The 13398-nt window shown below is 42.8% G+C and carries 11 protein-coding genes; 4 read left to right on the top strand and 7 right to left on the bottom strand.

All coding sequences use genetic code 11. The annotated features are described in order from the left end of the window. Positions 1 to 37: 37 nt before the first annotated feature. The gene (locus tag DWX32_RS12625) at positions 38 to 1831 is read right to left on the bottom strand and encodes a family 43 glycosylhydrolase (RefSeq protein WP_118660291.1); all 1794 of its coding nucleotides are present in this window, start codon (positions 1829 to 1831) and stop codon (positions 38 to 40) included. 336 nt (positions 1832 to 2167) lie between these two features. On the opposite strand from DWX32_RS12625, the gene DWX32_RS12620 reads away from it, so the two are divergent. From DWX32_RS12620 to DWX32_RS12610, 3 genes are all read left to right on the top strand, one after another. Next, a complete protein-coding gene (locus DWX32_RS12620) occupies positions 2168 to 3154 on the top strand; it encodes an aldo/keto reductase (protein ID WP_117801808.1) in 987 nt (328 codons plus the stop codon). 269 nt (positions 3155 to 3423) lie between these two features. Beyond that, the gene (locus tag DWX32_RS12615) at positions 3424 to 4011 is read left to right on the top strand and encodes a hypothetical protein (RefSeq protein WP_158579587.1); all 588 of its coding nucleotides are present in this window, start codon (positions 3424 to 3426) and stop codon (positions 4009 to 4011) included. Between the two features lie 3 nt (positions 4012 to 4014). After that, complete coding sequence (locus tag DWX32_RS12610) at positions 4015 to 4713, top strand: nucleotide exchange factor GrpE (protein WP_022461003.1); 699 nt, start codon at positions 4015 to 4017, stop codon at positions 4711 to 4713. A 299-nt stretch (positions 4714 to 5012) separates the two neighbouring features. Here the strand turns inward: DWX32_RS12610 and DWX32_RS12605 are convergent, their stop codons facing one another. The 6 genes from DWX32_RS12605 to DWX32_RS12575 form a co-directional block, all read right to left on the bottom strand. Beyond that, positions 5013 to 6281 carry an extracellular solute-binding protein gene (locus DWX32_RS12605; RefSeq protein WP_022461239.1) on the bottom strand — a complete coding sequence of 423 codons (1269 nt, stop codon included), beginning with the start codon at positions 6279 to 6281 and terminating at the stop codon, positions 5013 to 5015. A 90-nt stretch (positions 6282 to 6371) separates the two neighbouring features. Beyond that, positions 6372 to 6728 (bottom strand): hypothetical protein, encoded by a 357-nt coding sequence (locus DWX32_RS12600; protein ID WP_022461240.1) that lies wholly within the window; start codon positions 6726 to 6728, stop codon positions 6372 to 6374. 110 nt (positions 6729 to 6838) lie between these two features. Further along, positions 6839 to 8053 (bottom strand): M56 family metallopeptidase, encoded by a 1215-nt coding sequence (locus tag DWX32_RS12595; protein WP_022461241.1) that lies wholly within the window; start codon positions 8051 to 8053, stop codon positions 6839 to 6841. A gap of 29 nt (positions 8054 to 8082) precedes the next feature. Beyond that, positions 8083 to 8448 (bottom strand): BlaI/MecI/CopY family transcriptional regulator, encoded by a 366-nt coding sequence (locus DWX32_RS12590; RefSeq protein ID WP_022461242.1) that lies wholly within the window; start codon positions 8446 to 8448, stop codon positions 8083 to 8085. Between the two features lie 372 nt (positions 8449 to 8820). Then, positions 8821 to 9750 carry a calcium/sodium antiporter gene (locus DWX32_RS12580; RefSeq protein WP_118660255.1) on the bottom strand — a complete coding sequence of 310 codons (930 nt, stop codon included), beginning with the start codon at positions 9748 to 9750 and terminating at the stop codon, positions 8821 to 8823. A gap of 290 nt (positions 9751 to 10040) precedes the next feature. Next, a complete protein-coding gene (locus DWX32_RS12575) occupies positions 10041 to 11879 on the bottom strand; it encodes a six-hairpin glycosidase (protein WP_118595226.1) in 1839 nt (612 codons plus the stop codon). A 254-nt stretch (positions 11880 to 12133) separates the two neighbouring features. Here DWX32_RS12575 and DWX32_RS12570 point away from each other — a divergent pair, with 254 nt between their 5' ends. Next, a complete protein-coding gene (locus DWX32_RS12570; protein WP_055226128.1) occupies positions 12134 to 13330 on the top strand; it encodes a cation:proton antiporter in 1197 nt (398 codons plus the stop codon). Positions 13331 to 13398: the final 68 nt, after the last annotated feature.

Below are 13398 nucleotides of genomic sequence, written 5' to 3'. Positions count from 1 at the left end.
TGCTTTTCTGTTTTTCTGCTTTTTCAATATAATTGTATCATGCAAGCGGCCTTACGGTTCCTTCCGTAATTCCATTTTCATTAAACGCGTCGACTCTCACATATACCGTTTCGCCTTCGACCAGCGCGCCAATATTCTGCTCCGGCATAAAAGTCATGCAGCTGTGATACAGCTTGTCCGAAGCAAAACCCCAGAGGACGTTGTATCCGACAGCGTCTGTCTGTGGCTCGATGGTGATGCGCATATCCATGGTTCCGGTTCGCTCTGCCTGATACTGCGGTGCGGATGGTTTTTCGCCGTTGCCGAGTCCGAAGACACGAAAGCCGGAGATGCATGGATTCTGATGGTACGGTACTTCAAAAACAGTAAGTTTCAGATAGCGGATCTGTACACCCTCTTCTTTTACGACGAAATCGTGTGGCAGATTAGTTTCTGCGTCTGTTTTGTCTGCCAGGGCAAAATAGTTTGTTCCATCGGCGGATGCCTCAAGCAGCCATCTGGTCTTATGCTGGCTCGGGTCGATATATCGTTCGCCCTGACGCTCGCCCGGCAGGGGTACATCGATTTTATCATCCGCAAAATTGATCTGCACGGCGCGGACATCTTTTACCTCACCAAGATCCATCGAAATCCACTCACCCGGCTGATTTCCGGCGGCACGCCACCAGGTCTGGATATTTTCATCTGCCGCAAACGACGGTTCTCTGCCTTCTTCAGAGGACGATGCAGTCATTGCTTTCTGATAGCTTAAGAGATACCACTCCGGTTTTGCCCATGGGTCTTCTTTTGCCTGTTCCACTGCCATCGGCCAGTCGCCGAACTGCTGATTGCAGAACAGGACACCATCTTTGTCAAAGCCTGCCCGCCAGATACCAACGCGACGCTCCATATCGTGGTTTTTGCTGATCTGCATTGTCGCGGTATGCCACCAGTTTCCATAGCGGTCTTCCATCGTCGAACCGTGGCCGGCTCCGCGCAGGAATCCGCCCGGTTTATAGGAATATGGATTGTTCTTTGCCAGACGGAACGGGCCAAGCGGGGAATCACTCTCGTAAACACCGTCACCGTAAACGTTGTATTCCGTTCCCGGGCCGGCATACTGGAGGTAATAGGTTCCGTCATGCTTCGTCATCCATGCGCCCTCGATGAACGGTCTCTGACTGAACATAATTTTGGCAAACCCGATCTGCTCCTCCGTCAGATGATCCGCATCTTTTCCCTGTGCTTTCAGAAATTCTTTGAATTTTTCAACAGCTTCTTCTTCACTCAGCGGCATTTTGGAATGATTTTCTCCGACGCGCTCGTATCCGATTTTTTCCGGCTGACCGTAGATCAGTTCTTTTCTCTCGGTCTTTGGAACCATCGTCTCCGGGTCAAGCTCCACACCCCAGATCGGAGTCACGTTATTGCATCCCCAGTAAAAATAGAGCTTTCCGTCATCATCAAGAAACAGGTTCGGATCCCAGAAATCGAAGGTTCCCGGAATACGCTCAAACGGACCGTTTAAGATATCTTTCGTACGGTAAAAATCGCAGATCGTGCCACGACGGGATGCGCTGAAATACACGTAATCGCCGACCACGCGCACATCCGGCGCATAGTCATACAGCGGCAGGCTGTCCGGCAGCCGGTGGCTCTCCCAGTGCACCATATCCTCCGAAACCCAGACACTCAACGTCATGGACGCAAAAATATAATATTTTCCCTGAAATAAAATCATCGACGGATCGGCGGCCTCGCGGGAAATCTTGTCCTCGCCGCTTCTCATATCCTCGATAAACTGGTAACGGTAGTCCATGTTTAATGGATTGCAGTAATACTGTTTCTTCATGTTTCCTCTTTTCCGGATTGTGCGTAAAAACCCCTGCAACATGCTTTCGCACATCCTGTCTTTGTCTTATAAAAAAATTTTAGCATACTCCGGGATGAAAAAAAATGTTCTGATTTGACTTTTTACTTTTAGAAAACTGACTTTCACTTGATTTTGTATATGTTCCTTCACATGTTTTTCCTGTTCTTTCTCTCGTTCTTCATGCTTTTTGAACATACCCTTCTTTTTGCATCAAGTATTGGACAAATCTGTATTCCGATTTTACAATGGAAGTATCTTAGAAAAGCACGAAATCATGTACTCTGGGAGTACATCATCGCACAGGGAGATTTTTTCATGGAATACACAAAACTTGGAAATTCGGATTTAAAGGTATCGAGAATCTGTATGGGATGTATGGGATTTGGAAATGCAAAAAGCGGCATACATTCCTGGACACTGGACGAGGAGCATTCCCGCGCGATTTTAAAACGCGGTCTGGAACTTGGTGTAAACTTTTTTGATACCGCTGCCGGTTATCAGAGCGGCACCAGCGAGCAGTATCTGGGACGCGCGCTGAACGATTTTGCAAAACGTGATGAAGTCGTTGTCGCAACAAAATTTTTCCCGCGCAGCCCGCAGGAAATTGCAGACGGGGTGAGCGGAAAAGATCATATTTTAGGTCTTCTCGATCGCAGCCTTACGAATCTTGGCATGGACTATGTTGACCTTTATATCTGCCATATGTGGGACTATCACACACCGGTAGAAGAAATGATGGAGGCATTAAATTCAGCTGTCGTTGCAGGAAAGGTACGCGCCATCGGTATTTCTAACTGCTTCGCATGGCAGCTGGCAAAAGCAAATTATATTGCGGATAAGAACGGCTGGGCCAAATTTGTTTCGATTCAGGGACATTACAATCTGCTATTCCGCGAGGAGGAACGCGAGATGGTTCCGTTCTGCAAGGATCAGAATATTGCACTGACACCGTACAGCCCGCTGGCTTCCGGCCGCCTGGCAAAAAAACCGTCGGAGCTTTCCAAACGGCTGCAGGAAGATACGTACGCAAAAGGAAAGTATGATGCGACGAAAGAAAAAGACGCCATCATTATCGACCGCGTCGGTGAACTTGCAAAGAAGAAGGGGCTGACGAGAATCCAGATTTCGCTCGGATGGCTGCTCACAAAAGTAACTGCTCCGGTTGTCGGGGCGACAAAGGTATCGCATATTGAAGAGGGCGTCAAAGCCATCGGTGTACAGCTGACACCGGATGAGACTGCTTATCTCGAAGAGCCATATGTCCCGCATGCACTGGTCGGCGTAATGCGCGAGAACCCTTGATAAAAAGTAACTGCTCCGTATCTTCACCGTTATGAGTCAGGCGGATATTACGGATGCTTCACGAGAGAAACACAGACGAAGAAGACTTTATGCAGGAAGCAGAAAGCGCAGTTTCTTCTACCCTGGAGCCTTGTTCGATTCGATATTGTATTGCTCTGATGAAGGAATTGAAAATGGAGCTTCAAAAAACTGCATTTGCACAGATAAGCGATTGTGTGCTTGCCCTTTCTATACCGGAAATTATAACGCAGAAAAATGTACGGACCGCCATGGAAAAAGCAGGCTTTCATGTAATAAGGGTTATGACTGCGACAGATGCTTGTGCCCTTTCAAAAGCACAAGATATGAAACATGACCAGCAATTTGGGGTTCGTGTGATTTCAAATTGTAAAAAGCAAAATCTGCTGGCAGAATTTTCAGCATGGACAGATCAAACTAATATGCTGGAAGGATTGGAATATACCATCGGAGAGAATACTCCAGAAATGATTCCAAATATGACGTACTATTATCTAAGTGATACGAAATCGAGAGAAACACTGGGTCAGGAAACAATCGGATACGAGGATCTTTCCGTTGTGGCCGCGGATAGAACTGCAGCCCAGGGAGCCAGACTTACCAATCCTACCGCGAAGCCTATTACCATGCTTGTACTTTTCCCATGGACCGCCGGAATTGAAATTTCAACCATCCAATGGGGAAAGGAATGCATTCCATTAACCTGGCTTAACGAAGAACGACACATGATTCCCATGCGAACAGATGGTTTCGACATTTTGCTGGATTCCGGAATCAAAGGAAAAGGTCTGAACCTGTATCTGAAATCAAAGGATTCTAAAAGGAAAGTCAGAACCTAGAAAATGGAGGAGATCTGTCCTGAATTTCCAAAGGATGCAAGCCGGCTGAAAGCATGGATCGAGGTTGGAATGGAATGCGGCGATTTTACCCTGATACTGCAATCAGGAGAGAATCTTGCAAAGATAGATTTGAGTCAATTCACAGAAGAAAAGCCGAAACGCTTCCCGATAAATACCGTTTTCGTACCGGAACAGCTTCTCGCAAATGTACTTCAGGCCGGAAAAGAGTTTTGCCTGGGGGCGGAAAATCTGAACCCCACAACGAAGGCTTCTGCAATTGGAAAGAGAATCCAGATGATCGCCAGACAGACACAAGAAGTATTTGCAGACTGTCATGACGGAGATACAAATATCCGAGTCAGCACATGGATTGAAAAGCTGCTGGCTGTAAAAGACAATCTCGAATATGGAATTGTCAGTTCGGAACGAACGACGAATCGCTGGGCCTATATGGATGAAAAGCTTCTTATGATGGATTTCCGTACAGCTTTGGCGCAGAATTTATATCAGCTGAATGTCTTACCGATGGAAGCAAATGGTACAATATTTGATCCTCATATCCATGATGCAGTGCACATCGAAGAAACCGACCGGGTGGAAGAAGACAGAGTTGTCGAGGAAATACAGAAAGGCTACTTCTTCGGAGAAAAACTGTATCGACCGACAAAGGTTATTGTTTCTAAAAATTCCTGTCAAAAGTAATGCTCTGTCATATGTGTCTTGATATATACGAATCAATTTCTCAAACGCACAGATCATTAACCGATATATAAATTAAGGGTGAAGAGGAGCCTGTTTTTAAAGCTCCTCATCACCCTTGACAAACCCTAAAAGAATTTAACCGAATCAACCAAGTCCTGATAAGCGGTGAAGCAGCTATTCAGTTATGAGCAAGTAACGAAGCGGATTGCGAATATCCGCTTTAGCTTTACAGACTGTTCCACAGTACTCCGGAAAATCTGTTTCTTGCAACTCTCACTCCACAGGGCTGATTTTTTATGTCATTTCTGTATTTTTCCCTTCCATTTCTGTATTGTTTTTATGAAGACATGCTCTTTTTGCTTTTCATCTTCCTGTGCCTCATACTTAGATAATAAGGAATTAAGTTCCCTGTCCCATACCGAATAAAATCGAACGGTGTTTACTTCTTCCTGTATCGTTTTGATTTGTTTTTGATCTTGTCTCGAAAGACTCCGCATTCGTTTTTCTAGTTCCTTTTTGTAAATAGAAACCCCTTGCGGAAATCTTATATTGCTTGCCTCTCTTCTATCTTCTAACTCTATTCCTTTTCCTGATAAAACTTCTTCACTGTATAGCATTTGTAAAAAGGAGACTGCTTTTAAAGGTTGCTTTGTGTTCTTATTAATTCCTGCATAAAGTGTAACATTTGCAGTGAATCCGCCTTCCTGATTCGGCATTGCAAATACCGTATGAACTGTTTTTTCACCTCCAAGTTCTTCCAAATCATTTAGACTTACTACTCCTGTATCTTTTATTTTCCAGTTTAAAGCTAATGATCTTGTTTTTAATGCTACTGTTTCATCCAAAACTTTTTTTATCTGCTCTTCCGAATATAGAAGTGTTTTTTTCTTATAATCAACTACCTCACTAAATGTATCAAAAAATTGAACCCCACTTCTTTGCCCTACAATCTGTTGAATTGCTTTTTCTTTTTGTCTGGCTAATTCCAGCCAATTTCTTGATATTTCTGTATTTTCCGGTAAATCCTGTGTTGTAAATGCATATAGAAAATAATCGTATGTCATAGGAATCAGTATTTGTTCCTCATTAGCCATACCTGCAGACAAAATCTTCTCTTCTAAAATATCTATATCAAAATATTTCATGTATGGTTTCAACGAAAGAAAGGTTCCCTGATACATTTCTTTTTTGGGGTCCTCAAAAACAACTGCTCTTTGCTCACTCCAGGTCGGATTCGGCCCTTCTGCCAAAAATACATCCGGCCCTTCTCCTGTCGTAATTTCATTCTGGATCTCCTGTACTTTTTCTTCCGAAGCCTGTTGCCCTGATGGGATTACCATTAGTTCCACTCCATTATTTTTATATATTTTCTTCCAGGCTGCCACTATTTGAAGTACCGTTTTTTTATTTTCTTCATCAACACAAATTTTTAATGGCATTTCCGTTTTCTCAATTTCAATCTTGGCTTGTGTATCTGCATATACCGTTTCTGCATTTAAGCTCCCACTGACTAATGTGATGTTAATCAGAATCAAACCAAAAATTTCTTTCAACCTTTTTCCCATCATTATGCTACCCCCTATGTTTCTATATAGCACAAGGCTATTGCATGACTTCTGTTTTTTTACATATCATACAACAGCCTTGTGTTTTAACCATTAATTATCATATCCGTGACAAATTGTTCTTGTTTCTTTCACATTAGCAGTATTTCCTGCGTTACAATTTAAACATTTTGTAGTTTTTATTCCTGTTCTATACTGCTTCAAATCAGTTCCCCATGCGTGACCATGAGTACATGTAACTGTACCACTGCTTATCCAGCTTCCCCATACGGTTGACGATGTTATTCTTCCTCCACATCTCGGGCAAACTGCAGCATACGGCATAATTTCTTCATACGCAAAAATATTCTTACTTTCGATAACATCCGCTTTTGTTACATTGGCAGAAAATGTACTGGCCAACATTAAGGTCATTAGAAAAATGGAAATTTTTTTCTTTACCGCTTTCATACTTTTCTCCTTAAAAATTTATTATACCTGTCAACGTACGTTCTACATTTGTATAACAAAAAATACCATACTTCCTACTTTTTGTCAATCTTTTTTCTACATTTGTCTAATTAATCATTATACCCATGGCAGACTATTTTTTCTTGCCTGATCTTTATCTCAAAAAAATTTCCACATTCATTACACCTGATTTTTTCTACTCCATATCTGGCTTTCTGTAAGTCATCTCCCCATGCATATTGATGTGTACATACTACATTTTTTTCATTTTCCCATGCATTCCAAACCACTTCTCCTTGTACCGCAGCTTTGCATTTGGGACAATTTTCTATATGCGATGATGACCATATTTGTCGCGCTATTTGCATTTCCGAAAAACTCAAAATAATTATTCCAAAAAGAAAAACAGTGACGTATATTCGAAGTTTTTTTCTTGCTAAAAACACATTGTAAAATCGTTCTTTCAGTATCTCTGTTTCTGATACCATTGAAACAACTCCAGACAATTCTTTTTTCGTTTGTTTTGAAGCCACTTTTAAAATAACATTGCAATAATCTTTCCGTTGCGTCAGATTCATATGTTTTGTAACAGTCTCATCACAGACACATTCGATATCTATATTTGCCATTTTTTGCACCCACAGCATTGGGATACAAAACCAATAAACATCCCTTATAATTTGAAGAAACCTTTTATACCATAAATCGTGTTTTTTCTGATGTGTCAATTCATGTAAAAAAATCAAATACCATTCTTCATAGGAGTAATTTTCCGTTTCCAGCATTTCTTGTGGAATCAATACTTTTGTATTTCGTACACCAAACAACATAGGAGAATAAAAATCTTGATTTTCACAGACCCATATTTCTGTTTTTTTTATTTTACAAACTTCGCTTGCTTTTTTTAGAGCTTCTAATACGGAATTTTTTTGCATCTTTTTACATTCTGCAAATATTCTTTTTTTCCATATTCTATATTGTATTGCGTGAAACAAAAGACATAAAATCATCCCTGCAATCCATATATACAGCAAAAATTTTTCGCCTGACATCCACCTTCGAATTGAAACGTTTCCCATTTTCGTCATGATCGCGGTCTTTTGATTTTGTTCCCCGATATAATATGCCGGCATAGAAATCATAAAAGGATGTTGCCGAAATTTCTCTGTCACACTCCAAAATGGAAAGCACATTTTAAGTGTCAGAAGTATCCAGACTATCTTTCTCCAGTAATGACCGAGCCTTTTCCCCATTATTTTTTGTACAACATATGCCATAAATGCGACTATGCCTATTGAAAGATTCCACTTTATGATAAATGCCATCTGTAACTATATCCTCTACACCACTTTTTCTATTTTTGTCTGTCAATAAATTCCTGCAATTGCTTAACCTCTTTTGAGCTAAGTTTTTCTCCATCATACAGTGCCGATGCGAATTTTGCTAATGACCCTTGAAACATTTTATCTAACATGTTTTTTCCAACCGTGCCTATATAATTTTCTTTTTCTACTAATGGTACATAAAGATTTGATTTCCCGTTCCTCACTTTTTGAATAAATCCTTTTTTTTCCAAACGAGTAAGCAATGTTAAAATGGTACTCGGTGCAACATTTTTCTCTACATTCAACTTTTCTTCAACTTGAAATCGACTGACAGGTTCCTCATATTCCCATATAATCATCATAATTTCCTGTTCTGATTCTGGTAATTTTTTCATTTCTACTCTCCGCTTTTCTCTACTTTGATCAGATTATAGCATATTTTCCAGAAAATTGTTGCACTTTTTGGGACTGTTTTCCGCCTTCCGAAGCTAGTACATCGTTTTCGAAATAACTATACCACTCACTTGTCTGCAAATCTGATTGCACAGGCATAAAAGCCTCGGCGTAGCCCGCTACGCCTACATTTTTATACCTGCACACTCGAATCTGCATCCTGCGTGATTGGTATAGTTATTTACAAAACGATGTACTAGATTCTAGCATGATTCTTGATTTTTTCTTCCGTTTCGCATAGCTTTGAATGCACTTCAAAAGCACCGGCCAAATGGTCGGTGCTTAAATAATGGTTTCATCAAAAATGGTTCATCCTATACCACACATAAATATGCAAAATATCCTGCATAGCATAAAAGCATAACGACACCACACGTTTTCCGTAATTCCCTGTTCTTGTACGTCCCAATCCATAAAACCAGACCTGCCAGAATTGCGATTCCTGTGTCTACAATAAATTTAGTTTCAAATGGCACAGGACAGATCAGTGCGGCTGTTCCAATTACAAATAAAATGTTAAAAATATTGCTTCCGACAATATTTCCGATTGCAATCCCTGCATTTCCTCTTTTTGCCGCTGTCACAGATGTTACCAGCTCTGGAAGAGATGTTCCGAGAGCAACAATCGTCAGTCCGATAAAACGCTCACTCATTCCAAAGTATCGTGCAATCTCGGTTGCCCCGCTGACGGCAAAATCACTTCCTTTTACAACCAGGACGCCGCCTACCACCATCAAAAGAAGACATTTCCAGACAGGATAATTTTTCGCTTCCTCCTCTTCCGGATTTTCCCCTTTTTTTGACATTACAAATAAATATCCAAGATATACAAGAAACAGTACCCATAAGACTATGCCCTCGGCAAACGTTACTTTTCCTCCTGTCATTCCGCATATCATTAAAACTACCGTAACAAACATCATAAACGGTATTTCATAAAACAAGGTAGACCTTTGTATTGCCACATTTGTTATCAATGCCGTAAGTCCGAGAATAATAAAAATATTCAAGATATTACTTCCAACCACATTTCCTATCGTAATTCCTGCGTTCTGCTGCATCGCTGCAGTAATACTCACAGCAGCCTCCGGCATACTCGTTCCCATTGCAACAATGGTAAGTCCGATAATCAGCTGGGGAATTCCAAACTTTCTTGCTATGCTTGCAGACCCTTCCACAAACCAGTCTGCTCCTTTTACCAGAAAAAGGAAACCCACTATCAAAATCCCTGCCTGTAACATCATACGTATCTTCCTCTCTTTCTTTTGCATTCTTTGCAGCAGGTGTTATAGGCATAAAAAAAGAGACTCCTACTGCATCTACAGTAAAAGTCTCGCTATTTAATCACTTTCCGAGTTATTGAATATCAATAGCTGTACTGACGAAGAAGTGAACACGGTTGGCTAGCTACTCCCTTTTATTTTTCCAGTTTATCAAATTTCTTTTTTTTCGTCAACGTTTTTTTGTTTCTCAGCTCCTGGAAATGTTTTACAGCCACTTTTGATTCTCACAACTCCTTTGTCCGGTTCTGGTTTTATTCCAGATTCATGCACAGACCCCAGTCCTGGTCATTGGCATACGGATCGGCAAAATCGGTTTTCTGGCCGTTGACGGAATACGGATACACGTACGCACAGGTCGCTGTTCCATCCTCAAAGAACATGGACAGCACGCCGCGCAGGGAATGCTCACCGCGAATATTATATTCTTCGTTTCCGGTCAGGCGAGCGTAGCGCTTGAAGGTTCGACCGTTTTCTGCACTCCAGTAGTGCGGGAAAGTATCTCCGAAGACTCTGCGTTTTCCGAACCAGTAGCCGTCCCAATGGCGGATTGCAGTTTCATGCAGATGGTAGTCCGGCTGCTGGCCGTCGAAGAGTTCGAGGACGGCGATCTGCTGCTCGGCTCCGCGCAGGTATTTTTCTTCCCCGGTCACTTCGTAAACCTGAAGAATGACTTCGGCCGCCGGCTGTACGATCGATTGTTCGTAATTTACTTCCGAAGCCGGATAAGCCGTTCCAATCTCAATCAGTTGATCAGCATGACGTCGGAACAGATCTCTTACTGTTTTCAGATCCTCCTGTTCTCCTGCTTTTTCCAGCTCTTGGCAGAGCATCACAATCGGCATTTCAATCGGATAAAAACGGAATCCATCCTGTTCATAAAATTTTTCTGTGATACGAACTGCTGTCTTCAGATTTTCTTTTTCTCCCCACAGCTTCCAGCATTCAAGAAAGAATGTCACTGCCCATGGGTAGTTGTAAAGCCGAAAATAGCTGTTGTCCTTTCCGGAACAGTTGCAAACAAGACCTGTTGCTACATTTACCAGCTCGCGAAGATAGAATGCATGGTACTCACGAAGGCTTTGCTCCGCTTTTTCCCGGTCTTTTAAAAGATTCTGCTGCAGTGCCCGTGCAATCAGCACACCCATACCGGTACGCTCCCGTCCGGCATTGAAATCGTTTTCCGGCGTGCAGACGAGAATTTTTTCTTCGTTATCATACGGCAGATAGGCACCCTGCAGTTCTTTGATCTTTCCATGATACTGCTGGTGATCGACAATAAACGCACACCGTTTTGCAGCCAGTGTTTCCGGCCGCTCCTGTACGAGAAGACGGCAAATAGTTTTCACCTCATCGGCACAAATTGAAAGTACATACTCCCCTGTTTTTTCATTTTCAAACAGATATTCATAAACACCTTTTTCCGTCTTTTCCAGCGATACTCCGTTTACCGTCACTTTTTCCGCCGGAAATGTCGGTTCAATGGTTACCTTACTCGTCTCTCCCGGATAAATCACATACTGCTCCGCATCCACCAGAATCACCTGGGAAAATGCTCTTAATTTCTCCCGGAAATCTTCACGTCCCTGATGCGGAAATACTTTCCACTCCAGCGTCATCGTGTCTCCCGGTGCAAATTCCTGTGCGGACGGGTGCAGCCAGAAGCAGCCTCTGTCATTACTCTGCAGTTTCAGATCGCGCTCCACGCTGTAAGCAGAAAGACTGCCTTTTGTGAGCACCATTCCCAGATGCGGAGCCGCACCACCCATGCGGAGCGCCATGATATAACTGGTATTCTCCCCACAGAAAACATGTGCATGGCACCGATAGTCACGGCAGGTCACACTGTCCGTGTAGCGATCCTGCAACGGAAATGAAACCCCAATACTTCCGGCATTTGTAAAATACGGATGCGCACCGTTGTAAGAAACCACAATCTTCGTTGTCAGCACATCTCCGTCTTTCTCATTCTGCACCTCAGCCGAAAACTCCGGCGGGCATTTCACCTCGGCGTATGGGAAATCCTCCCGCAGCCAGTTCATCTGTTTTGGATCTTTGGAAAATACAATTTCTTTCACGTTCCCAACTCTCATTTTTTATTTCCCCTTTCGTTTTTTTGATCCCGCTTTTTGAACTCCATGTAAAATTTATTTGCTGCTTTGATCATACTATATCTACATGCTCTTTTCTATATCTCTTTTTCCGTTTTACTTTATTTTTTCTTTCTTGCCGATAGTATTTTTTCTCAATTTTTGTTATACTGAAAATGTATGCGTATCAAACTCCGGCATTGCTCTTTCAAGCTGCCGACACATACATAAACTTCATAAAAGGGGGTATCTTTTTCATGGATACGTATGTCATTTTAAAAGACCTGGCAATCATTATCGTATTCGCAAAATTGTTTGGTATTCTTGCCAGAAAATGCAAGGCTCCGCAGGTTGTGGGCGAGCTGATTGCCGGTATTGTCCTTGGACCCAGTGTGCTGGGACTCGTTCAGCAGTCTGACTTTCTCGCACAAATGGCGGAGATCGGTGTCATTTTGCTGATGTTCTCCGCAGGTCTTGGCACCAGCCTGAAGGATCTGCTCCGCACCGGAGTGAAATCCCTGCTGATCGCCTGTGCCGGTGTTTTTGTTCCTCTCGTTCTTGGAGCCATCTTATACATGAGCTTTTATGGCTTCTCTGCTGTCGGAACGGAAGAATTTTACCACGCTGTTTTTATCGGTGTTATTCTGACTGCGACATCGGTCAGCATCACCGTACAGGCCTTGAAAGAACTCGGCAAGCTGAAAACAGAGGTTGGAACAACCATCTTAAATGCAGCCATCATCGACGATGTCATTGGTATCATTGTGCTGACTGTTGTCATCGGTTTTAAAGATCCGACATCCAATCCGCTGAAAGTAGCAGCCTCCACCATTCTGTTTTTTGCCCTTGCGATTGTGCTCGGTTTTCTCTGCTTTAAGCTGTTCAACCGCATGAACTCCGTATTTCCGCACACCCGCCGTCTCCCGATTCTGGGTCTTGCGCTCTGCTTCGGACTGTCCTACATTTCCGAAAAATATTTCGGCATCGCCGATATTACCGGTGCATACGTTGCGGGCGTTATCCTGTGTTCCCTCGATTCTTCCGATTACATCGAAGAAAAAATGGATATCAGCTCCTATATGATTTTCGGACCGATTTTCTTTGCAAGTATCGGACTCAAAACAACGCTCAGCGGCATGAACGAGAAATTCGTACTCTTTGCCATCTGTTTCGTCATCGTCGGCCTTGTCGCAAAAATTATCGGCTGTGGCCTGATGTCAAAGGGATGCGGCTTTACCTGGGGCGACAGCCTGAAAATCGGTGTCGGTATGATGACCCGCGGTGAAGTCTGTCTGATCGTCGCGCAAAAGGGTCTGAATGCAGGCTTTTTATCCGGCGATTTCTTCAGTGCCGTGATTCTGCTGATTCTCTTCTCGAGTGTTGCAACACCGATTATACTGAAAATCTTATACGCGAAAATGCCGACGGCAAAAGATTCTGCAAAGGCATCCTGACTTTCCTTTTACCAAAACAGGGCGCTGTGCCATTTCCTGCACAGCGCCCTGTTTTTTTCGTATCAACC

This window comes from Blautia sp. AF19-13LB, from assembly GCF_003479105.1.
Classification (GTDB): domain Bacteria; phylum Bacillota; class Clostridia; order Lachnospirales; family Lachnospiraceae; genus Fusicatenibacter; species Fusicatenibacter saccharivorans.
Note: the sequence above shows the minus strand (reverse complement) of the source record. Positions and strands in the feature narration are given on the sequence as shown.